Below are 22,072 nucleotides of genomic sequence, written 5' to 3' on the forward strand. Positions count from 1 at the left end.
ATTTTTAGAACTCGATTTGGAACCTAAGCAAAACATAAGACTCTGTGTGGATGCGGTGGTCTTCGGCTACACGGCAAAAGAAAGTATTTCCGTACTGCTCATCAAACGCACCATTCCACCCTTCATGCACCGCTGGGCACTGCCCGGAGGTTTCGTCATTGATGGGGAAACGCTCGAAGAAGCTGTAACCCGTGAATTATTGACGGAAGCCGGTGTGCATATCAACTACCTTGAACAACTCTATACATTTGGTCAACCGGAAAGAGACCCCCGCGGCAGAATCGTTTCTGTTGCCTACTTCGGTCTCGTAAATCCGACCAATTTCAAACTGGCAGCCAGCTCTGATGCAGAAGATGCAAACTGGTTCGATATCAAAAATCTGCCCGATCTCGCCTTCGATCACGCGATCGTAGTAGATGCTGCTATCCAGCGCCTACGCGCTAAAATCAGGTATGAACCCATTGGTTTCGAACTGCTGGATAATAAGTTCCCGATCTCTGATCTGGAAAAACTGTATGAAACAGTACTGGACAGACCCATTGACCGCCGGAATTTCCAGAAAAAGATTAATCACCTCGGTATCCTGAAAGGTCATAACGAAAAGCAGAAACACCCTTCTGCCGGAAGACCTGCCAAGCTTTACAGCTTCAATGAGGAACGCTATTTCCAACTGAAAAAAGAAGGTATCACATTCGAGATCTGAGGAACGGCTTATTCCGCCCTCAGACTCTTTACCGGATTGGCCGTAGCGGCCCTTACCGCCTTATATCCTACTGTCAGCCAGGCAATCACCAGCGACAATACAATTGCCAGCAGAAATATCTCCCAACCCATATCGGTATGATAATGGAATCCTGACAACCAGCGATGCATAAAATAATATGCTGCCGGTGTGGCTATCAGAAAAGCAATGCCTATCAGGATGGTGAATTCTCTTGAAAACAGATATAGAATGCTTTGTATAGAAGCCCCCAACACCTTCCGGATCCCTACCTCCTTCGTCTTCTGCACTGCCATAAATGACACCAGTCCGTAAAGTCCCAGACTGGAAATGAAGATCGCCAGTATAGCAAATATCTGGAACAACTTAGCGATCAATGCCTCATTGCTGTAAAAACTCCTGATACTATCATCTACAAAGGTCAGATCATACATATAGGTCGGATAGATCTCCTTGAACCTTTTTTCTATGGCCTTCAATGTTGCATTCACTTCATCCTTTCGGAGACGCAACGCTAAGGTTCCATAGCCATTAAAATCCGGTGCAATCACAACAGGCGAAATACCATCCCGTAGGGAATTATCATTAAAATCCTTCACAACCCCCACAATAGGATAGGCCTTCCCCTCCGTAAACCTGATCGTTTTGCCGAGTACCTCTTCAGATGATCCCAGCCCCAGTCGTTTAACCAGTGTTTCATTAATCATCAATTCTCTCATCGTATCACTGGGGAAAGGCAGCCTGCCAGCCGCCAGACTCATTCTGAACAGGTTATAATAAGCAGAGTCACCATAAAGCCGCTTTGCAGAATAAGGCTGTTTCTCTGTATCATTACTAAAATAGAAGTCACTTAACTGTATCGCATTAGAAGCCGGTGCCGTCCAGCATAAACTAGTCGCTTCCACACCTTTCAGTTTATTCATCTCGGCTACCAGATAAGGATACCGCACCTTCAATGAACTATCACTTGGCAGATCAACCATTACCACAGCCTCTTTCTCAAATCCCAGAGACTTGTTCCGGAAGAAAGACATCTGTTTGATAACGACCAGTGTCCCGATTACGAGTAACTGAGCGATCACAAATTGAAACACCACCAGACCACGGCGCAAAGAGATACCACCTACCGTCCGGTTGCTGATCCTGCTTTTAATTGCCATCAAAGGATTAAACCCGGACAGTACCAGAGCTGGGTAGAAGCCTGCCAGTATAGTCACTACTACACCAATAATCACCAAAAACAGGATTATAGCGGGGGAATGCAATACATTCATAGATAGCTGCTTGCCCATAAGATCACCCAGATAAGGCGTCGCGATCAATGCCATCAGACTGCCCAATACAACTGCCAGTCCTGTAATCAATGCTGTCTCCTGCAGAAATTGTCTGATCAGCTGTGGACGATCGCTACCCAATACCTTTCTTACCCCGATCTCCCTTGCCCGGTTAATAGACTGTGCCGTTGCAAGGTTGATAAAATTCACACAAGCAACCATTAGCAGGAAAGTGCCAATCAACATCATGCCCCATAGTTCCTGCGGACTCAGATTATCTTTCTTCAGGGTATCAAAACGCTTGTCCACATGCACTTCACGCATCGGTTGAAAACGCAGATCTACACGTGTAAGCGCATGTTCCTGTTCTTCACGATAATTTCTTTTTACAAAGGCTGCACTCTGTGCCTGTAACTTAGCAAGCTCCTGATTGGGTGACAACAAGGCAAATAGTTGTGTGCCACCACCCAGACTACGCCAGTTATCCCAATCGGCTCCTATCAAATTCCTGAATGTCTGATAGGAACCTCCTATACACACCGGAACATCCGTATTTTCCGGCAGATCTTTAAATACCCCGGTAATACGTAAAGGCACACGGTAGGACCACATCAGAATGGTTTTACCAATGGCATTTTCCGGCGTACCGAAAAACCTGCGGGCGATTGACTCATTGATTACCCCGGTATTAGGTTCCTCCAGCCCTTTTGTATTACCAACTATCCAGCTAAAATCAAAAATGTCGTACAGTGATTGTTCTGCAAAAAAGACCCCTCTGTCCACCTTATATTTCTTTTCGTCCTGTCCCTGCACCGGTATATAAAACTGTGCAGATCCAACTCCCTGCATCGCGGCAACTTTCTCCAGTCCCGGGAAGTCCCGTCGCAAAGCATCCGCCAGCGGACGGGGAGCCATACTATGTGACCCTGTTACCTCTCCGGTAGTAGGATTATGGTCTATGGTCACCATTCTGACAATTCGATCATACCGGCTCTGATAAGCATCATAGCTCTTTTCATAATGAATAACCAGAAAGATGAGCAAACTGGCAGCAATACCTACTGCCAATCCCAGTATATTGATCAGGGAGAATGACTTATTCTTCCAAAGGGCGCGGAAGGAAAGTTTGAAGTTACTGTTCATCATAATCAGGGGAATTACCACCTTTTGTGCAAAAAATAGGTCAAAAACGAAATCTATTCATTATCAACAAAATACGATCAAAGAGATACCCGATCATGTGTCTTTACCGGACAATGCATGTTCGGTTCTGAACAGCAATATAGTATAATGCAGAAAGCCGGGAGTAATATCCCGGCTTTCTGCAGACGTGCATTGGAAAATGAGTTACACAGCAAATCTTTCCGCCACTTCCTGTCTGAAAGCTTCCGCACCAATTTCCACCCGACGCGCATAAGCAGCTTTGGCATCTGGTCCGGCCAGATATCGCAACTGGTCTTTGTCGTCAGTGGCTGCTTCGTACACCACTTCCGCTATCTGTTCAGGCGTACTGAAATGTATGATGGAGTTATCGCCATCCATACCTGCCATCAGTTTATTGAACAAAGGCGTATAGGCCTCATGCTGTGCCAGATCCAGAGAACGCCCCATAAAATCAGTGGTAATACCGCCGGGAGATACTGTTTTAATACGGATATTATGTGGCGCCAGCTCAAATGACATACTTTCACTCCAACCTTCTATCGCCCATTTGCTGGCGTGATATAAAGAGCCCAGAGGATAAGTAGTTAATCCGGCGATGGACGTTGTATTGATGATTAACCCTCTTCCCTGTGCACGCAGATAAGGTACAAAGGCTTTCGTTACTCTGATCACGCCCAGCGTATTGGTATTCAGCTGTCGTACGATCTGTTCGTCAGTCAATGCCTCTAATGCACCTACTAATCCATAGCCGGCATTATTAAATACAACATCTACGGGTGCGTTTGCTGTCACCTTCTTCGCTATATCTTCTATCTGTGCCAGATCTGTTACATCTAATGGCAGCACCTGAATATTCTCATGATCCAGATCTGTTGCCCGTGATGGATCACGCATAGTCGCGATCACTGTCCAACCTTTTGCTGCAAATAGTTGTGCTGTTACCTTTCCCAACCCGGTAGATGCACCGGTGATTAAAATGACCTTTTTCATATGTGATCTGCTTATTTTTTGAAAGAATCAGGCATACCTTTTCCATTCGGGAAATGATCATCTCCCGGCAGGCCTGCCATTATTAACTGATTGATTATTTGATTATTTAATGAATACTGGATGGATTGACACCAAAAAACTGCTTAAAAGCGTAGGAGAAGTGAGAGAGGCTTTCAAAGCCAACTTCCTGATAGACGTCTGACGGACGTTTCTGTTTCTCCTTCAGCAGATAATGGGCCTCTTCCAGCCGCCGCTGCTGCAGCCAGCGATTAGGCGTAGTATGGAATGTTTTCTGGAAATCGCGCTTAAAAGTGGCCAGACTTCTTCCCGTCAGGAATGCCAGCCTTTTCATATCTACATTAAAACGATAGTTCTGCTGCATAAAAGCCTCCAGATCTATCTTACCCGGTATACTAAAATCAAAAACCACGTTCTTCAACTCCGGTTGCAACTGAAGCAATAACAGCAACAACTCCTTTTTCTTTAGTTTGGCAAGATGATCGTGCAGTGATGAATCAAAATAATGTGCAAGTGTCTCAAAGAAGTTGCGTATCAGGATGTCAGGCTCAAGTTTTAATACCGCACGATTAGTAGGATAGGCCGTCTCAAAGACATATCCATGCTCTTTACTGAATTCCAGTAAAAAGTCCCTGTCAAAGACAACTGCAATAGACCTGAAATCAGCCCCATCCTCTGGATGTTTTACGAACTTGGCAAGAAAATTCTTACGGAAAAACAACATCTCGCCCGCTCTGAAGGCAGTACTTGCCATAGCATCCGCTACCTTGAACACACCGGAAAACATATAACATACACCATGTTCTATCACAAACTGTTCTCCCACCATCTCCTTGCAATCAAGGTGAGAATACAGAATACCCGGTAATTTATCCTCCGCATAAATCTGCTTTTCCATATCCAGCGTTTAAGCACACCACAAAGTTGAAGATTATTATGTTTCGTCGTTTTCGTATAAAGCTCAAATTTACTTTCGTGAGAAGCTCAGTGAAGAAGAAGAAAACAAAAATAATTTTTATATTCACAAGCATCTCAAAAACAATCGCTTAAAATAAATCCAATGTTATTTGATCCCACTTGAAAAGGGCATTTGTGTAAAAATTACGGAAAATATTTTGCTCATATAACAAACTTGTATACATTTGTGTAACAAATACACAAAACAACATTCTATGACAATGCTAAAGCCTACAGGAGTAATAATAGCAAGGTTCCAGACACCTTCCCTGCACGAAGGGCATCTGCAACTGATCAAAGAAGTAAAAGCCAAACATAACAGGCTGATCATCGTACTTGGCGTTAGCCCGATCAAGGGTGGCCGCAAAAACCCGCTGGATTATTATACCCGCGAACGCATGATCAAGAAGTTGTTTCCGGAAGTAATTGTGCTGCCTTTAAGCGACCAGCCTTCTGATAAAGGATGGTCCCGCAAACTGGACGAAATGCTGGGTAATAACTTCAATAACGAAACATTCATCCTTTACGGTAGCCGCGATAGTTTCATTCCGTTCTATTCCGGTCGTTTCCCTACCGCAGACTTACCTCCGGTTCAGGACTTCAACGCAACTGCCCAGAGGGAAGCGATTTCCGATAAAGTGTTTGATACAGAAGAATTCCGTGCCGGTATCATCTACAGCACCTATAACCTTTATCCAAAAGTTTATCCGACTGTTGATATCGCACTGTTCCGCAACAACCGTAGTGAACTGCTTCTCGGACGTAAATCAGCTGAAAGCGGATGGCGTCTGCCCGGTGGCTTTACCGACCCGCAGGATATGAGCTTCGATATCGCCGCCAAAAGGGAATTACTGGAAGAATGTGGCCCTGTAGAGACAAGCCCCATGCAATATGAACTGTCTTTACAAATGGACGATTGGCGCTATCGCTCCGAAGTTGACAAGATCATTACTACCCTGTTCAGCACCGACCTGCTGTTTGGAGAACCCGCCGCTGATGATGACCTGGCCGATATGAGATGGGTAAAAGTGGACGCGATAACCACTATGATCACCCAAGGTGAAATTGTTAGCACCCACATCCCACTGTTAAAAAAATTAGCTGAAAAATATTCTACAAACGACTAAACTGACGAATCATGACAAAGGAAAACCTCATTTTGTTAGCTGATGCCTACAAATACTCCCACCACAAACTTTACATCCCCGGTACAGAATATATCTATTCTTATTTCGAAAGCAGAGGCGGTAAATTCAATGAAACCGTCTTCTACGGACTCCAGTATTTCCTGATGGAATACCTCCAGGGTGCTGTTATCACCAAAGAAAAAATTGACGAAGCGGAAGCTAACTTACTGGAAGTCTTCGGTCGTAACGATGTATTCGATCGCACCCGTTTCGAATATATCATCGAAAAGCACGGAGGTCGCCTTCCTGTCCGCATCAAGGCAGTACCTGAAGGTACAGTCACCGGTGTACGTAACGTGTTGATGACCATTGAAAATACAGACCCTAACTGTTACTGGCTGACCAACTTTCTGGAAACCCTCCTGATGCAGATCTGGTATCCATGTACAGTGGCCACCCTGTCCAGAGAGATCAAAAAAACAGTTAAACAATACTATAACGAGACTGCCAGTGAAGCTGCATTCGGAGGAATTGACTTCGTACTGAATGATTTTGGTTTCCGTGGCGCCAGCTCAGTAGAAAGCGCCGGTATAGGCGGTAGCGCTCACCTGATCAACTTCTCTGGTAGTGACACCCTGATCGGTTCCACTTTTGCCAAACGTTATTATCAGGCGCCGGTAGCTCCCGGTCTCTCTATTCCGGCTACAGAACACTCTATCGTAACCATGCTGGGTGAAGAAGGGGAAGTAGAAATATTCCGTCACATACTGAATGCATTCCCTACCGGCACTATCGCCTGCGTATCTGACTCTTACAATATTCTGCGTGCCTGCCGTGAATACTGGGGTACCGAGCTGAAAGAACAGATCCTCAGCAGACAAGGCACGCTGGTGATCCGTCCTGATAGCGGTGACGCCATTCAGACCCTGCTGAAAGTATTTGAAATCCTGATGGAAACCTTCGGTTACACTGTCAATGAAAAAGGCTACAAAGTCTTACCTCCACAGGTGAGAGTGATACAAGGTGATGGTATCAGTTATTCTTCCATTCCTCCGATCTTCGAAGCCCTCAAAAAGGCCGGTATCAGTGCAGAAAATCTGGTACTGGGTATGGGAGGCGCTTTGCTGCAACGCGTAAACAGAGATACACAGGAATACGCCCTGAAATGCTCTTACGCACAGGTAAATGGTAAACACATCAACGTACAGAAAAATCCACTTGAACTGGATGCCAATGGTAATACCCGCGTATCCTTCAAGAAGTCCAAGTCCGGTAAACAAAAGCTGGTAGTGGAAAACGGTACTTATACATCTCTTCCTGAAAATGAAGCACCAGAGCTGGCTGACCAGCTGGTAACAGTCTTCGAAAATGGCGAGATCACAAAAGCATATTCTTTCGAACAGATCAGAAAGAACGCAACTATTTAACCGCTCTTCATTGATTGCCCCCTTCAACAAAAAAGGCCGGAGTAGGAATACTCCGGCCTATTGTTTAAACCTACAACTGTTACACTATTAGTAACTAAAATCTTTATGATTAATTCAATGAAGCTTCTTCAATTTCTGCCGCATATGGCGCTACCAGACGCTGACGGATCAGTCGCTTAGCAGATGGCTTGTTCCAGCCAAAGCGGTCCATAATGCTGTCCACAATCTTGTACACCACCGGTACTACGATAAGTGTCAGGAACATGGAACTGATCAGACCACCAATGATTACCCATGCCAGACCATTCTTAGTCGCAGCCACACCACCTGTAGCCAATGCGATTGGCAACATACCGATAACCATCGCAATGGTAGTCATCAGAATCGGACGCAGACGGGCATTGTTCGCATGAATCAATGCTTCCATCGTACTCTGTCCCTGTTCCTTCATCTGGTTGGTGAAGTCTACAAGAATGATCGCGTTTTTCGCTACCAGACCGATCAGCATGATCATACCCAGGATGGTAAAGATGTTCAATGTGTTATTGGTCAATGCCAGTGCCAGTAATGCTCCGATGATCGCCAACGGGATAGAGAACAATACCACGAATGGATAAATGTAGTTATCATACAGCGCCACCATGATCAGATATACCATCACAATAGAGATCAGGAGGGCTGCACCCAGTGTACCAAAGGAATCACCCTGATTTTCCGCATCACCAGCCCACAGATAACTGATACCAACCGGCTTACGCAGTGTTTCCAGCTTTGTAGCAAATTCCTGTTGTACGGAACCGGAAGGACGACCTACTACCAGAGATTTTACGGAGATAGATGTATTCTTATCCCTTCTTTCCAGTCTGCTCGGACCAGAACCTTCGGTGATCGTTGCAAATTGTGATAAGCGGATCAATTGTCCCTGACTGTTGATAAACTCAATATTGGATACGTCATCCAGATTCTTACGGTCAAAATCATCAAAACGGATATTGATATCATATTCGTAGTCACCCTGACGGAATTTCACTTTGGAATCATCCGCTGTACCGCTGAATGCCGTCTGCATCGTACCACCCACACCTTCCAGTGTAAGACCCAGTGCAGACATTTTATCCCTGTCTACCTGTACGTTGATCTCCGGATTACCTTCTTCTACTGACAGTTTCACGTCACTGGTACCATCAATAGTCGCCAGTACACCCATCGCTGATTTTGCATAGTTCATTACACTGTCCATATCAGTACCCATTACTACCAACTCTACAGGAGAAGCTTCTGCAGTACCCAGAATGCTCACGTCCATCGTTTTCAGTTTCACACCTGGCAGCAGTTTTCTCAACTCTACTTTCGTTTTTGCAGCATAGATATCAGATCCGTCCATACGTTCTTCTGCATCTACCAACATTACTGTGATCTCTGATTTATAAGCAGTAGACTGAGACACACCAAAACCATCCTCACTGGTCTGACCAACTGTTGTAATCAGACGGGTGATCTCCGGTTTTTTGGAGAGATATGCTTCTGCTTTACGGGTTGCCTGATTGGTTTGTTCTACAGATGCATCCTTTGGCATCTCCAGTACAACAATGAACTGTCCACGGTCGCCTTTCGGAATAAACTCACCACCGATATAACCTTTACCTACCAACATGAAAGACAGTACCAGCAAACCAATAGCCACTATCAGGGTATAGCGTTTGTGGGTCAGTGCCCATTTCAGGATAGACGTCATCCAGTCAGTAAATTTCTGCAGCTGTGCTTCAAACCAAAGGATGAATTTTTCGAAGAAATTCTTACCGGTGATATGTTCCAGCTTTCCGAAACGGGAGGACAGCAATGGTACAATCATGAAAGAAGACAACAAGCTGAGCATCGTTGATATCATTACCACCACACAGAACTCACGCAGGATCTTTGATACCAGTTCGTTGGTCAGTGAAATAGGCAGGAACACCACCACGATTACCAATGTAATGGAGGTTACGGTAAATCCGATCTCTTTCACACCGTCAAATGCCGCACGTACTCTGTTCTTACCCATTTCCATGTGACGGTAAATATTCTCCAGTACCACGATCGCATCATCCACAAGGATACCTACTACCAGTGACAGCCCCAGTAAGGACATCAGGTTCAGGGAGAACCCGAATAGCTTCATACCGATGAATGTTGCTACCAGTGAAGCCGGGATGGAGATCATTACGAAGATGGCACTACGGATACTATGCAGGAACAACAACATTACGGCTGCTACAAGCACAATCGCAATAATCAGGTCATGTATTACGGAGTCCGCTGACTCCAGTGTAAAGTCGGAAGAGTCGTTCGCAATAAATATTTTCAGATTAGCAGCAGCGTAGTCTTTTTCGATGGATGCGATGGCTTTCTTCATTTCCTCACTCACGGTTACCGCATTCGCATCATTCTGTTTCTGTACCATTAATGCGATGGAGCTTGTACCATCCACACGTGCCAGACGATCTACGTCTTTTTGTGCATCCTGTACATCTGCAACATCTTTCAGACGGATCTGTGTACCGGTAGCAGTGGTAGATAATACCAGATTACGCAGCTGATCTACGTCTTTATACTTACCCGCGAGACGTACCAGTATCTGCTGATCCTGTGTCTTCACCTTACCGGTAGGGAAGTCCAGGTTCGCGTTGGTAATAAGCTGTCTTACCTGCAGGATAGATAGTTTGTATGCTTCCAGTTTCTTTGGATCGATATCCACCTGAATCTCACGTTCCTGACCACCGATCAGGGAGATCTGGGCCACACCCGGTAAACGGGATAGGAGTGGTTGCAGCTTTTTATCGATCAGGTCATAGAACTGCTTGCTGTCCATATTGGCAGTAGCAGACAGTGTCATGATTGGTAAGTCATCCAAAGAGAATTTGTTCAGCGAAGGCGCTTTTGCATCCGTAGGCAGATCTGACAGGATCGCGTTCACTTTACGCTGTGCATCCTGCAGGGCGATGTCTACGTTCGCATCGTTATTCAATTCAACCGTTACGGTAGATAAACTCTCTGAAGACTTGGAGATAATTTTCTTGATCTTCTCCATGGATGCTACTGCATCCTCGATCTTTTTGGTGATGGTACTTTCCACCTCTTTAGGCGAAGCACCTGGATATACGGTGGCAATGGTCACTACCGGCGAAGTAAACTTCGGCAGCAGCTCATAGTTGAGTGACTTATAGCTCATCACACCCAGCAGCGTCAGGATGGTAAAGACTACCACCACTATCGTGGGTCGCTTTATGGATACTTCTGTGATCTTCATAGTTGATTATTTTTGTACGGATACTTTAGATCCGTCTACCAGGTTGATTTGTCCGCTGGTGATAACGGTTTCACCTTCATTCAGGCCTTCTCTTATTTCCACTTTGTCGCCATAGATACGACCGGCTACTACCTTACGTATTTTAGCTACATTGTTATCCAGTACATATACCTGATTGCTGTTCACTCCACCGATGAAAGCAGTACGAGCCACAAGGATTGTCGGAATCGCGTCTTTCATTTCGAAATGTGCCGTACCATACATACCTGCTCTCAGTTGTTTTCCACTGTTGTTGGTTACTTCCATTTCAACAGGGTAGTTGAGGGTATTATCTCCTTTCGCAGCGATAAAGGTTACATGACCTTCGTAGCTCACTTCGGGAAACACGCTGGAAGTCACCCGTACTTTATCCCCTTCTTTCAGGTTTACCACCTGCAGTTCCGGAACGGATACTGCCAGTTTCAAACGGGAAACGTCCACGATATCGAACATTTTATTGCCGGGAGAGAGGTAAGCACCCTGCTCTACATATTTCTTGTTGATCACACCGCTGATAGGCGCTTTGATATAAGTATCACCTACACGACGGCTGGCAGCAGCATATTTCGTCTTAGCGAGGTCGTATTGAAGTGTAGCGTCGTCTACCTGTTTTTTGGTTACACCACCTGTTTTAAAGGCAGCCTCATATCTTTCTTTATCCACTCTCAATTGTTCGAGATTGGTTTTAGCCGCCTGCAGGTCTGTGCTCAGTATTTCACCATCCACATTTGCAATTGCCTGCCCCTGTTTTACAACGGTTCCTTCGTCTACCAGCAGTTTATTGATACGGCCGGTTACTTCGGAGAGGTAAGTCAATTCACGGAAAGGAGTGAAGTTACCATTGGCCAGAAAGCCTTGAGAGAAATCAGATTTCACCACTTTTTCCACCAGTACGGGTACTTCCCCTGCATTGCTCGTCTTTACAAATTCCGTTTTGGCTTCGTTGGCTTTTTTATTGGCGCCCAGTTTCCACATGATCAATACAACAGCTGCGATGGTCACTGCGCTCCAGATAAGAATCTTTTTCATATAGTTCGGTATGCGGTTTTTAGCGGTTTAATTAGTTCAGCAGGCTTTTGAGATTACCATTTGATTTAACGATATCCAGTTCTGCCAGCTTATATTGTAATAAAGCTTCGTTGTAGTTGTTCTGAGCAGAGATCAGGGATGTTTCAGCATCCAGCAGGTCTGTCAGATTGGCCAGTCCCAGGTTATAGTTATTCTGGGTAGAGTTATACACTTCGTTGGCCAGATCTACGTTCTCTTTCTGCGCTTTGATAGTACTGAGGTTATTTTGTACCTGCAGTTTCGCGTTCTCGTACTGTGTATTCAGGGAGAGGGTAGTGGCCTCCATATCTTTTTTGATCTGTTTCAGTGCAACATTTGCCTGACCTACGCGGGAGCGGCGTGCCCAACCATCGAAAATTGGAATTTTGAGGGTGAGGCTTACAGCGGCCATATCATACCAACTGGCAGTTGATCCGTTGGATTTTGATTTCAACATGTCAAATTTGTTACTGATACCATTATAAGAGTAGTTGCCGGAGAGGGCCAATGAAGGATAATACTCCGCCAGATAAGCTCTTTTCTGGAATGTCTGCAATTCTTCCTGTTTTTTCAGCAGGCGGTATTCGATCCTGTTGTCCAGACTCATGCCTCCGAAATCAGCAGGTGTTGCTTTACTTTCAATTTCTTTAAAGGAGGTGGAAGGCAGATTGATTGGATTGGTTACAGCCATGCCCATCATTTGTTTCAGCTGATTTGACTGCAGCTGGAACTGGTTCTGTGCCTGTGTACGTTGTGTTTTATAGTTCGTCAGGTTCACACGCATACGGTCAAGATCTATTTTACGGGCAAGACCGTTTTCTACCTGAGAAGAGGTTGTTTCGACAAGCTTTGTCATCTTCTCGATATTGGCATCCAGTACGATTGTTTTCTCGCGGGAAACCAATGTGCTGTAGTATAGCTGTGTTACGTTATAGATCACCGTCTCTTCGCTTTGCGCTGTCTGCATGCGATAATAATCTTCGCCTGCTTTTGCGGCTTTCAGACCGGTAAATACGGATTGATTATATACTTCCTGTGTTACGGTACCGGAGGCTGTCACGTTGTGCGTTACACCGGCTTCCAGCAGGAGCGTGGTACCAGGTGCGCCACCTGCAAATTCACCCGGAACAGGGATTACCTGTTTCTTGATATTATTAGTATACTGACCCTGCGCGTTTACCTGTGGCAGTGCTCTTGCTCTTACTTCGCTGGTTTTGAAACGGCCCATTTCTTCTTCCATCCGGGTACGTGCCAGTTGCTGGTTATTGGCGAGTGCATACTTAAGGCACTCCTGCAACGACAGTTCCGATTGCGCATAGGAGGTATATCCCCCTATTCCCATTAAGAGAATAAGCGTTAACATTATCCTTTTCATCCGTATGTTTTCTTTGATTTTTTTAGTTGGCGGATATAGTATTTAAAGGTGGTTAGTCTTCTTTTATCTGTAGATATTCTGCTACTAGTTTACGTCCCTGTGTTGTGGCGATTCCAAGTAAGAAATGCGCTGTAATTTCCCTGATGACTTCAGGCATATTGAACTCCGTAGCGGGAAACAGTGCCGGCTGAAAAACCGTTTCCAGTTGCAATAATCGCATACGTGCCATGATGTTCAGCTTAAAATCGTTGCGGTAACATCCTTCCCGGATCCCTCTTTCCAGATTGGCGGTAATGGCACGTATCAGATGATCCTTCTTGAACGTTTCCACTTCCAGCCAGAGATCCGGATGGTATTTCTGCATTTCATACAACATCACCGGATTGATGGTATTACCCATTTCCTCCATGTACTTCACCTCTTTGAGTAGCTCCTCGATAGCGTTAGCAGATTGCTGGCGAAAATCTTCGAGATGCTGTCCGTGACCGTTCAGCATGGATCTTATACCTTCCTGCACCAGTTCTTCTTTGTCCCTGAAATGTTCGTATACCGTCTTCTTTGACACTCCGCTCTCTCTCGATATATCAAACATTGTTACACTCTTAATGCCGTACATTCTGAACATCCTGAGCGCTGTTTCCAATATCCGGTCTTTGACTGGCATGTTTCCTGTTTATTGTTTCTTTATTCCTCTTACGAATATTTCCGTCAGCAATTTCTGCTGTGCTACTATCTTTTCGAATCCTTCTTTATCTAATTCAACTATTGATTCCGGCATACAACTCATTCCTGCAAAACGGAGGCCTTCCATGGCATCTTTATACAGTATGCCTATTTCCTCCGGATTGGCGACGTCAAATTCGCCGGTCTCAACTCCTTTCTTAACTACTTTGGTAAGCATTACATACTCTCTCGCTTCCACTGTCCTGACGATCTGCTGAATCTCTTCAGACTTATCATTGAGTATCTTAAACAGTTCCAGACGGCTGAAACGTTCTACGAACTGTATTTTAATCGCGATCAGGTTGAAGAAGATCTCTTCAGACGTTATATCTGTTCTGTCGGCTTCTACCTCCAGCTCCTGAAAAAACGTTTCCCCGATTTTCATCAGCACGGCATTATGCAATGTCTTTTTATCAGAAAAGTAGTAATACAGTGATGCCTTTGAACAACGCAGGTCATCTGCGATCTCATTCATAGTTGTTTTCCCTGCACCATAGTGCATGAATCTTTTCAAAGCTGCCTCCAGGATTTTCTCCCGCATTTCATCTTTGTTCTCAGCAAGCATTAACTTTTTGACTTTTTTAGTTTCGGAGTCAAAAATAGTAAGAAATCGCAGAATAGTAAAACCTGTTTACCATTTAACAATTGATTAACTTTTTGACCTTAAAAGTCAGATAGTTGAAAAGTCAAAAAGTCAAAAATGCAGTTGATTGAAAATAAATTGCTTATAATAAGTCAATAAATCTAATTTCTTCGATTGGTCAAAAAATGTGGGATTAAAAAATTTTTTGAAGTAGAGGATAAGAGAACGCTGGAAAACCCGGAAACCGGGAAAAAGGTGTTTTGGGAGGCAGGGAAAGGAGAAGGTTGGATTGCTAATTTGGTGGTTTCAGATATATAGCAGGCTAAAGCATATTTTAAGATGATTGAGCGGGGGAAGAGTGGGGCTGTTGCTGCCATGGTTTCAGATACCTCGCAGACTGACGCCCGTTTTTAAGGCGATTGGGCTGTGGTTGCTGGGCGGGGCAATAGTAACTTAATGAACGTTAGCTGGATGCAGGGGACGGGCTAAGGTCTGCTCATGCATCTGAAACCACTGCCGGAAGAGCCTGTTGATTATTTAATTGTGGGATGGGTGAGATGGCTGAAAAAGAGGTAAGAATATGGGGGCTGCTTCTGCTATGGTTTCAGATACCTCGCAGACTGACGCCCGTTTTTAAGACGATTGGGCTGTGGTAGCCGGGCTGTGCAATAGTTACTTTAATGAACGTTAGCTGGATGCAGCGGGACGAGCGAAGGTCTGCTCAGGCATCTGAAACCATTGCCGGAAGAGCCTGTTGGTTAATTAATTGTGAGATGAGTAATATGGCTAAAACGAGGGAAGCAGAGATGTGGCATATATAAAGCGTGTATAAAGCATGTATGAAGTATGTTAACTATTCCCCGATGGCACATTTAGCTCATCGTCCGGTATCCCAATTACCGGGACCTTCCTATTAATTAATCAACCGGCGCTTACAGCGAAGGTTTCATATACCTGTGCGGACCTTAGCCCGTCCCCTGCATCCAGCTAACGTACACCAATGCTCCCCCGTCTGGCCATACCACCACTGCCCAATCATCTTAAAAACGGGCGTCAGTCCGCACTGGTATATGAAACCGCAGCAGAAGCAGCCCAACACACTTCCTTCCCCCAATCGCCTTAAAAACGAACTTCATCCACTAAACACCCAAAACCACCGCAGAAGGACTCCCCCTTACAACATAGTCTGACTATACTCATGCTACGTTAATGCTACCTTTAAAACGTAGCATTAACGTAGCATGAGTATAGTCAGACTATGGATTAACCAGTCAATCTCCCTTCACTCAGGTACCATTCAAACCACTTACACCCAAAAAACACAAATCTTTTTCGGATAAACCTAAAACATTTCGATCCTGATAAGGGTTATCTAAAAGCTGCCAGCCGGGAGCACCGGAAGCCTGCATCAATACAACAGGCTTCACTTGCAGCTATTTTTCCCTGCGAATTTCACTTTCAGCAGGGGGGTAAACAGGTCTTTTCCCTTCTGACCGGATGGTCTCATTTTTCACGCTTTTAGCCGACACATTTTACACCTACATCTCGGAACGCCTTGACTGGCATGGATCGGGCATTTGTTTTGCCTTACATAGGTAAAATCAAACGCTATGAAAAAGTTAATGCTTCTGCTGATTGCCGTAACCGGATTTACAGCTACAACCATGGCCCAGATCAATGTTAGTATCAATATAGGAAGACAGCCGGTATGGGGTCCTGTTGGTTATGACCACGTGGATTACTACTATCTGCCCGACATAGAATGTTATTACGATGTACCGGCCCAGGTATATGTTTATAGAAATGGCAATAATTGGGTAAGATCAAGAGCACTACCCCCAAGGTATGCAAACTTCGATGTTTATCATGCGCACAAAGTAGTGATCAATGGGGTTAACAGACCTTATATGACGCATGACAAATATCGTCAGCAGTATTACAACTACAGGGGTAAACATGACCAGATAGCGATCCGTGACAGCAGAGAGGAGAAATACTGGGCTAACAAGTACCACCCGAATCACGGCCAGTGGAAGAAAGATCACCGTGACGACCATAATGGCCGTGCTGACCGTGGGGGACGTGGCCGGGACAGACACTAAGTAAATGTTCCCTTCTTTCAACACCACACCTATCATGAAGAAGGCCGCTCCGTTTGAGACGGGGCGGCCTTTCTTCTTTTATGTTGCTTGCCATTTAAAATCCTATTGCAGCTTTTCCAGCGCAGCTTTCAGCTGAGCGATCATTGCCGGGATCTCCTCTTTTACGCAGGTACCTACGCTGAGGCGATACCATGGAGATGTTTTAGGAGCGCCGAATGCGTAGAATGGTACCAGACCCAGTTTAGCTTCGTTCAGGATGTAGGAAGTAACCGCTGCCTGATCTGCCAATACAGTACCGTCAGCTGTTTTCTTACCTGCCAGATCGATTTTCAGGGTCAGGTAAATAGCTGCCTGTGGAGCGATCGCTTCTACCGGATGACCTGCTTTTTTCAGGCTGTCAAATCCTTCGTAGATCTTCTGCAGACGCTCTTCTACTTCACCTTTGAATTTCTTCAGGTATACATTCACTTCGTCTTTACGACGCAGGTAACGCGCAGCTGCATGCTGTTCTGCCATCGGGCTCCATGCTCCTACGTGAGACAGGATAGATTTCATCTTGCCGATCACGTGTGCAGGTCCTAAAGCCCAACCAACTCTTACGCCGGTTGCAGCAAATGCTTTACTCATACCGTCGATGAAGATGGTGTAGTCTCTCAGTTCAGGACGCAGGGAAACCGGTGTATAGTGCTGTGTCTGACCGAAAGTCAGTACCCAGTACATCTGGTCGAACATTACATACAGTGGCTTTTCATCAGCACCACGGCTCTTGTTTTCAGCAATTACCAGATCGCAGATTTCTTCCAGCTGTTGCTTACCGAAAGCAGTACCGGTTGGGTTCTGCGGAGAACACAGCGCCAGGAGGGTAGCACCCTTCAGCAGTGGTTTCAGTTCGGCAGCAGTCGGCATGAAATCGTTTTCTGGTTTGGTTTCCAGTACAACGTGTTCAGCCTCCAGGAAATGTGTATAGTGGTTATTGTTCCAGGATGGAGTAGCATAAACTACCTTTTCACCTCTGTCAACAATTGTTCTGAAAGTTGCATAGATAATCGGACGACCACCGCAGGAGATAACAATTTCCTTCGCTGGATCGTAGGTCAGGTTTTCGTGTTCAGCGATGAACTCACTTACTGATTTTCTCAGCTCAGGAATACCGTCTGCCGGAGGGTAGTTAGTAAATCCTTCCTTGTAAGCCTTTATGATCTCTTCCTCAAATTCAGCCGGAATTGGGAATACCTTAGGGTCAAAATCCCCAATGGTAAAATTGTAGATCTTCTCGCCCTTGGCCTGTTTCTCCTTTATCTCACCGGCCAGCTTAATAATTTCAGACCCGATCAACGTTTCGGCTAAATGAGACAGTTTCATAACCCAAAGAATTTTAGTTTTAAAAATATTTTTTTGCGCCCGCAAAGCTAAAGGATATGAACATCATTTAAAAGAAAGAGCAGATTTTTTTATATCATATTAATAAAACAGCAGTTTATTAGATTTCATTTAATAAATAAACTACTAATCATCGCTTTATCTAACATTGCATTTTCCGGTAATATCTGTAATTAGCGCGATACTTGACATTTCTTTCTATCTTTGTGCGCATTCTTAAAAAGCCTATTTTTAGTGCGGTTAACAAAATCCGAATTTCGGTCAATCGCCTCACCGGCCATTACAACGGCTATTTTTGAATAAAGCAAAAAGTAAATACAATATATCACATGAAGTTTATCGTTTCTTCCTCTACTTTGTTAAAACAATTGCAGCAGATCAGCGGGGTAATCAACTCGAATACGGTGTTGCCTATATTGGAAGATTTCCTTTTCCTGATCGATAAGAACGAACTGACTGTAGTAGCTACGGATCTCGAGACTGTGATGAAGGTAAAGCTGGAGGTTGAAGCCAAAGAAAGCGGCCGTATCTGTATCCCGGCTAAAATCCTGATGGATTCACTCAAAAACCTGCCTGACCAGCCGCTCACGTTCCATATAGATCTTAACTCATACGCGGTTGAAATTACTTCCGACAACGGTAAGTACAAGGTGATGGGAGAGAATCCGGAGAACTTCCCGAAAGAACCTGCAGCGGATGATACAACTTCATTCACCGTTTCAGCAACGGCCCTGGTTACAGCGATCAACAAAACCCTGTTTGCTGTGAGCAACGACGATCTCCGTCCTGCCATGACAGGTGTTTTCTTCGAACTGACACCAACCAGCCTCACTTTCGTAGCAACCGACGCTCACCGTCTGGTAAAATACGTTAGAACCGGCGTTGAATGCCCGAAAGCAGAAACTTTCATCGTGCCTAAAAAACCGCTGAACCTGCTGAAATCCGCATTACCTGACAACGATAGCGAAATCAAAATCGCCTATAGCCAGAACCACTTCTTCGTAATGCACGATGGCGCTCAGATGATCTGTCGCCTGATCGACGCAAGATTCCCTGACTATAAAGTGGTTATTCCAAAAGATAACCCATATCGCCTGACAGTCGCAAAAAGTGATTTCCAGAACGCGCTGAAACGCGTAAGCGTTTTCGCTAACAAGAGCACCAATCAGGTAGCCCTGAGCATCACCGGTAGCGAACTGCAGCTGTCTGCACAGGACGTAGACTTCTCTTTCGAAGGTAATGAGCGTATGAGTTGCCAGTACACCGGCGATGATATGCAGATCGCTTTCAATGCGAAGTTCCTCATCGAAATGCTGAACGCAGCAGAAGGTGATGAAATCACTATCGAACTTTCTACACCAACCAAAGCAGGTATCCTGAAACCTTCTGAAAAAGAAGAAAACGAAGACCTGTTGATGCTGGTTATGCCGCTTATGTTGAATAACTAAGCCGCTACTCCAACAACTAATAACTAATGTTTATTTATAAAGCAATCTCTCACAAGGAGATTGCTTTTTTCTTTTACCACAGCCACTTTCAAAAGATTTATTATTTGAAAAAGTCGTAAATTAATAGCAGCAATAAGGACAGTAACGACTTGATTTGCCCCAGTTTGATGACCACTATTTCACGTTGAATAATAACCGCATGGGACCCAACCATGCAGATAAAAACTGATTCCCGTATGGAAGAATTTTTTAATAATATTCCTCCGTGGTATCGCACCGCTTTTCTTGTAGGCGGACTCGTACTTCTCTGGATGATAGAAGGCGTTATACCCCGCCTCTCATTCAAAGGGGACCGGTATAAACATGCAGGTACCAATTTGTTCTTTACGTTAACCACAGCAGTCGTTAACCTTGGTTTCGCATTTCTGATAGTCACCGCATCAGAATGGACCACAAAGGCACATTTTGGCCTGTTGTACACCTTTCCGATGCCCATCTGGCTACAATGCCTGATAGCCGTCATGATGATGGATCTGGTAGGCGCTTATCTCGTACACGTTATCCAGCATAAAATAGCCTGGATGTGGCACTTCCATAAGATCCACCATATCGATACAGCAGTGGATACTACCACTGCCCTCAGACACCATCCTGTGGAAAGCGTATTCAGAGTCATTGCCTTACTGCTCGCCATTGTTGTAATGGGCATACCAATCTGGATGGTTATGTTATATCAGACTATCTCAGCATTTATGTCCCAGTTTAACCATGCGAACATCCGTCTGCCCAAATGGCTGGATAATATACTTAGCTACGTCATTGTATCGCCTGACATGCATAAAGTACATCACAGCCATTATCAGCCGGAAACTGATTCCAATTATGCGAACATTTTCTCGTTCTGGGACCGCCTCTTCGGCACATTCGTGAAAGTAAAAGATGTAACACGGCTACGCTACGGACTGGATGAGTATCAGGACGCTCATTACCAGAACATCGGGACACTCCTGAAAGTGCCCTGGGAACAAACCAGGCAGGAAAAGATTATAAACTGATTATCATCACTCTTAATTCATCATCATATGCAACAGCACACCACGTCCACTCCAACTAAAATTGCTTGCTTCGTTTCCATGTTTGCAGGCATATTCTCAGCAGTATATGCCTTCGTGGCAAGAAATCCGGGCACAGCGCTCGTGTTTGGTATTGCTGCTATTGTTATTGGCGGACTTTCCATCTTAAAAGCCCACAAAAATATCGACGACACACAAGTAGCTACTGCCGGTGTATTCATGGCAGTTGTTGCATGCGCAGTCGCTTTGTGGCAGATGTATAACTAGTAAGTTCATGACTACTATAATCTGTTTGCAGGCAACAGGCAGTATAACGCGATGCTGTTTGTTGCCTGTGGACTATGGTAGCCCCACTATCTTTTTTTACCCGCCTTCTTATATTCTTCGAGGTATCCCTCCGCAGCTTTGATAGGGAACAGCACTAACGAAGTATCTGTCAGCGCCCTTATAAGTGTAGTATCTATGACAACAGCAGAATCCTTCTGCCGGGTACCTTCTACATGACTCCAGAACAACAGCGTATCGTGCGAAACACTCCACCTGTCATACACCATTGAATAAGTATTGATGGACGCTATTGTTCCATTCTTCTTTAACTGAAATCCCTGTGTAGCTTTATCAACCCCAGGTACCGGTTGCAGCCATTTACCAAACAATTGCTCCTCACTGTATGAAATCGTATCTGCCTTTATCATTGAAACAGAATCAATGATCGTTTCCGGTGTCACAGTATCAGGTACATCTATCAGACTACTGTCTTCCACTTCAACAGTTGTAGTAGAAGGTGCAGGCTGCTGACAAGACGTAGCTATAACTGTACAGATCACTGACAAAAGCAGACTTTTTTTCATAGCTCCAAAGATAGGAATACTAGTTTAACAATTTTAACTACCTTTAAGGCACTTTAGGGGTGTTTCCCGGGAACTAAAAAAGACCGGGAAGCTGAGATGAGACCCTCAGACCTGATGCAGTTCATACTGCCGTAGGAAAAAGTTACCTGACCCGATATATATTATCACAGGTAAACATAGCTGAATTCTCCATCATTCCATCCTTAAAGTTTATTGTTCAACTAAATTCCTTGCAAACATGGAAGTGCTTGTAAACAATAAACTTTATGTGGTGCAGCCAGGGACAACTGTGGCTGCCCTCTTACAGTTTATCCAACTATCATCAGAAAAAGGCGTAGCCATCGCCGTCAACAGCCAGGTCATACCGAAGACCTCATGGCCCGATCAGACCTTGCAGTCCGCTGATAAGGTCACGATCATCCGTGCCACGCAGGGAGGATAGATCCAATGATCTATTGTACACAAACGAATTGCTAATGGACGT

General features: G+C 44.8%; 19 protein-coding genes and 1 riboswitch. Of the genes, 9 read left to right on the plus strand and 10 right to left on the minus strand.

All coding sequences use genetic code 11. From position 1 onward, the window contains the following. Positions 1-16 precede the first annotated feature (16 nt). Positions 17-703, plus strand: coding sequence for an NUDIX hydrolase (locus tag FEF09_RS00085; RefSeq protein WP_146302710.1), 687 nt, complete (start codon positions 17-19; stop codon positions 701-703). Positions 704-711: 8 nt separating this feature from the next. Here FEF09_RS00085 and FEF09_RS00090 read toward each other — a convergent pair whose 3' ends face one another. The 3 genes from FEF09_RS00090 to FEF09_RS00100 all read right to left on the minus strand — a co-directional run bounded on the left by FEF09_RS00090 (position 712) and on the right by FEF09_RS00100 (position 5,065). After that, a complete protein-coding gene (locus FEF09_RS00090; protein WP_146302711.1) occupies positions 712-3,141 on the minus strand; it encodes an FtsX-like permease family protein in 2,430 nt (809 codons plus the stop codon). A gap of 201 nt (positions 3,142-3,342) precedes the next feature. Further along, positions 3,343-4,149, minus strand: a complete 807-nt coding sequence (locus FEF09_RS00095) for an SDR family oxidoreductase (RefSeq protein WP_146302712.1) — start codon at positions 4,147-4,149, stop codon at positions 3,343-3,345. A 106-nt stretch (positions 4,150-4,255) separates the two neighbouring features. Further along, positions 4,256-5,065 (minus strand): helix-turn-helix transcriptional regulator, encoded by an 810-nt coding sequence (locus tag FEF09_RS00100; protein WP_146302713.1) that lies wholly within the window; start codon positions 5,063-5,065, stop codon positions 4,256-4,258. Between the two features lie 274 nt (positions 5,066-5,339). Here FEF09_RS00100 and FEF09_RS00105 point away from each other — a divergent pair, with 274 nt between their 5' ends. After that, complete coding sequence (locus tag FEF09_RS00105) at positions 5,340-6,251, plus strand: NUDIX domain-containing protein (RefSeq protein WP_146302714.1); 912 nt, start codon at positions 5,340-5,342, stop codon at positions 6,249-6,251. An 11-nt stretch (positions 6,252-6,262) separates the two neighbouring features. Then, positions 6,263-7,678, plus strand: a complete 1,416-nt coding sequence (locus FEF09_RS00110) for a nicotinate phosphoribosyltransferase (RefSeq protein ID WP_146302716.1) — start codon at positions 6,263-6,265, stop codon at positions 7,676-7,678. A 109-nt stretch (positions 7,679-7,787) separates the two neighbouring features. Here FEF09_RS00110 and FEF09_RS00115 read toward each other — a convergent pair whose 3' ends face one another. From FEF09_RS00115 to FEF09_RS00135, 5 genes are read right to left on the minus strand one after another with little or no spacing between them, the layout of a single operon-like run. Further along, positions 7,788-10,967 (minus strand): efflux RND transporter permease subunit, encoded by a 3,180-nt coding sequence (locus FEF09_RS00115; RefSeq protein WP_146302718.1) that lies wholly within the window; start codon positions 10,965-10,967, stop codon positions 7,788-7,790. Between the two features lie 6 nt (positions 10,968-10,973). Further along, a complete protein-coding gene (locus tag FEF09_RS00120) occupies positions 10,974-12,035 on the minus strand; it encodes an efflux RND transporter periplasmic adaptor subunit (protein WP_146302720.1) in 1,062 nt (353 codons plus the stop codon). Positions 12,036-12,066: 31 nt separating this feature from the next. After that, complete coding sequence (locus FEF09_RS00125; RefSeq protein WP_146302722.1) at positions 12,067-13,428, minus strand: TolC family protein; 1,362 nt, start codon at positions 13,426-13,428, stop codon at positions 12,067-12,069. Positions 13,429-13,480: 52 nt separating this feature from the next. After that, positions 13,481-14,092, minus strand: a complete 612-nt coding sequence (locus tag FEF09_RS00130; protein WP_146302724.1) for a TetR/AcrR family transcriptional regulator — start codon at positions 14,090-14,092, stop codon at positions 13,481-13,483. Between the two features lie 9 nt (positions 14,093-14,101). Continuing rightward, positions 14,102-14,716: a TetR/AcrR family transcriptional regulator gene (locus FEF09_RS00135; protein ID WP_146302726.1), complete on the minus strand. Its 615-nt coding sequence runs from the start codon at positions 14,714-14,716 to the stop codon at positions 14,102-14,104. A gap of 1,018 nt (positions 14,717-15,734) precedes the next feature. Between FEF09_RS00135 and FEF09_RS32615 the strand changes: the two genes are divergently transcribed. Both FEF09_RS32615 and FEF09_RS00140 read left to right on the plus strand, forming a co-directional pair. Further along, positions 15,735-15,857 (plus strand): hypothetical protein, encoded by a 123-nt coding sequence (locus FEF09_RS32615; RefSeq protein ID WP_261387267.1) that lies wholly within the window; start codon positions 15,735-15,737, stop codon positions 15,855-15,857. A gap of 487 nt (positions 15,858-16,344) precedes the next feature. Then, positions 16,345-16,836, plus strand: a complete 492-nt coding sequence (locus tag FEF09_RS00140) for a hypothetical protein (protein WP_146302728.1) — start codon at positions 16,345-16,347, stop codon at positions 16,834-16,836. Positions 16,837-16,938: 102 nt separating this feature from the next. Here FEF09_RS00140 and FEF09_RS00145 read toward each other — a convergent pair whose 3' ends face one another. Beyond that, the gene (locus FEF09_RS00145; protein WP_146302730.1) at positions 16,939-18,198 is read right to left on the minus strand and encodes a pyridoxal phosphate-dependent aminotransferase; all 1,260 of its coding nucleotides are present in this window, start codon (positions 18,196-18,198) and stop codon (positions 16,939-16,941) included. A gap of 347 nt (positions 18,199-18,545) precedes the next feature. On the opposite strand from FEF09_RS00145, the gene dnaN reads away from it, so the two are divergent. From dnaN to FEF09_RS00160, 3 genes are all read left to right on the plus strand, one after another. Then, positions 18,546-19,664: a DNA polymerase III subunit beta gene (gene dnaN / locus FEF09_RS00150; protein WP_012788290.1), complete on the plus strand. Its 1,119-nt coding sequence runs from the start codon at positions 18,546-18,548 to the stop codon at positions 19,662-19,664. Between the two features lie 236 nt (positions 19,665-19,900). Further along, positions 19,901-20,719, plus strand: a complete 819-nt coding sequence (locus FEF09_RS00155) for a sterol desaturase family protein (protein ID WP_146302732.1) — start codon at positions 19,901-19,903, stop codon at positions 20,717-20,719. 27 nt (positions 20,720-20,746) lie between these two features. Beyond that, positions 20,747-21,004 (plus strand): hypothetical protein, encoded by a 258-nt coding sequence (locus FEF09_RS00160; RefSeq protein WP_146302734.1) that lies wholly within the window; start codon positions 20,747-20,749, stop codon positions 21,002-21,004. Positions 21,005-21,090: 86 nt separating this feature from the next. Here the strand turns inward: FEF09_RS00160 and FEF09_RS00165 are convergent, their stop codons facing one another. Beyond that, positions 21,091-21,588: a lipocalin family protein gene (locus FEF09_RS00165; protein WP_146302736.1), complete on the minus strand. Its 498-nt coding sequence runs from the start codon at positions 21,586-21,588 to the stop codon at positions 21,091-21,093. Positions 21,589-21,633: 45 nt separating this feature from the next. Next, positions 21,634-21,743, plus strand: a riboswitch (TPP riboswitch). A gap of 83 nt (positions 21,744-21,826) precedes the next feature. Here FEF09_RS00165 and thiS point away from each other — a divergent pair. Beyond that, the gene (gene thiS, locus FEF09_RS00170; protein ID WP_146302738.1) at positions 21,827-22,030 is read left to right on the plus strand and encodes a sulfur carrier protein ThiS; all 204 of its coding nucleotides are present in this window, start codon (positions 21,827-21,829) and stop codon (positions 22,028-22,030) included. Positions 22,031-22,072 lie beyond the last annotated feature (42 nt).

Origin of the sequence: Chitinophaga pinensis (assembly GCF_007896845.1) — a bacterium.
In the GTDB taxonomy this organism is placed as follows: domain Bacteria; phylum Bacteroidota; class Bacteroidia; order Chitinophagales; family Chitinophagaceae; genus Chitinophaga; species Chitinophaga pinensis_C.

Coding starts and splice junctions, on each gene's coding strand:
- FEF09_RS00090 (WP_146302711.1), bottom strand. CDS start 3,141: ATGATGAACAGTAACTTCAAACTTTCCTTCCGCGCCCTTTGGAAGAAT.
- FEF09_RS00095 (WP_146302712.1), bottom strand. CDS start 4,149: ATGAAAAAGGTCATTTTAATCACCGGTGCATCTACCGGGTTGGGAAAG.
- FEF09_RS00100 (WP_146302713.1), bottom strand. CDS start 5,065: ATGGAAAAGCAGATTTATGCGGAGGATAAATTACCGGGTATTCTGTAT.
- FEF09_RS00105 (WP_146302714.1), top strand. CDS start 5,340: ATGACAATGCTAAAGCCTACAGGAGTAATAATAGCAAGGTTCCAGACA.
- FEF09_RS00110 (WP_146302716.1), top strand. CDS start 6,263: ATGACAAAGGAAAACCTCATTTTGTTAGCTGATGCCTACAAATACTCC.
- FEF09_RS00115 (WP_146302718.1), bottom strand. CDS start 10,967: ATGAAGATCACAGAAGTATCCATAAAGCGACCCACGATAGTGGTGGTA.
- FEF09_RS00120 (WP_146302720.1), bottom strand. CDS start 12,035: ATGAAAAAGATTCTTATCTGGAGCGCAGTGACCATCGCAGCTGTTGTA.
- FEF09_RS00125 (WP_146302722.1), bottom strand. CDS start 13,428: ATGAAAAGGATAATGTTAACGCTTATTCTCTTAATGGGAATAGGGGGA.
- FEF09_RS00130 (WP_146302724.1), bottom strand. CDS start 14,092: ATGCCAGTCAAAGACCGGATATTGGAAACAGCGCTCAGGATGTTCAGA.
- FEF09_RS00135 (WP_146302726.1), bottom strand. CDS start 14,716: ATGCTTGCTGAGAACAAAGATGAAATGCGGGAGAAAATCCTGGAGGCA.
- FEF09_RS32615 (WP_261387267.1), top strand. CDS start 15,735: ATGCTCCCCCGTCTGGCCATACCACCACTGCCCAATCATCTTAAAAAC.
- FEF09_RS00140 (WP_146302728.1), top strand. CDS start 16,345: ATGAAAAAGTTAATGCTTCTGCTGATTGCCGTAACCGGATTTACAGCT.
- FEF09_RS00145 (WP_146302730.1), bottom strand. CDS start 18,198: ATGAAACTGTCTCATTTAGCCGAAACGTTGATCGGGTCTGAAATTATT.
- dnaN (WP_012788290.1), top strand. CDS start 18,546: ATGAAGTTTATCGTTTCTTCCTCTACTTTGTTAAAACAATTGCAGCAG.
- FEF09_RS00155 (WP_146302732.1), top strand. CDS start 19,901: ATGGAAGAATTTTTTAATAATATTCCTCCGTGGTATCGCACCGCTTTT.
- FEF09_RS00160 (WP_146302734.1), top strand. CDS start 20,747: ATGCAACAGCACACCACGTCCACTCCAACTAAAATTGCTTGCTTCGTT.
- FEF09_RS00165 (WP_146302736.1), bottom strand. CDS start 21,588: ATGAAAAAAAGTCTGCTTTTGTCAGTGATCTGTACAGTTATAGCTACG.
- thiS (WP_146302738.1), top strand. CDS start 21,827: ATGGAAGTGCTTGTAAACAATAAACTTTATGTGGTGCAGCCAGGGACA.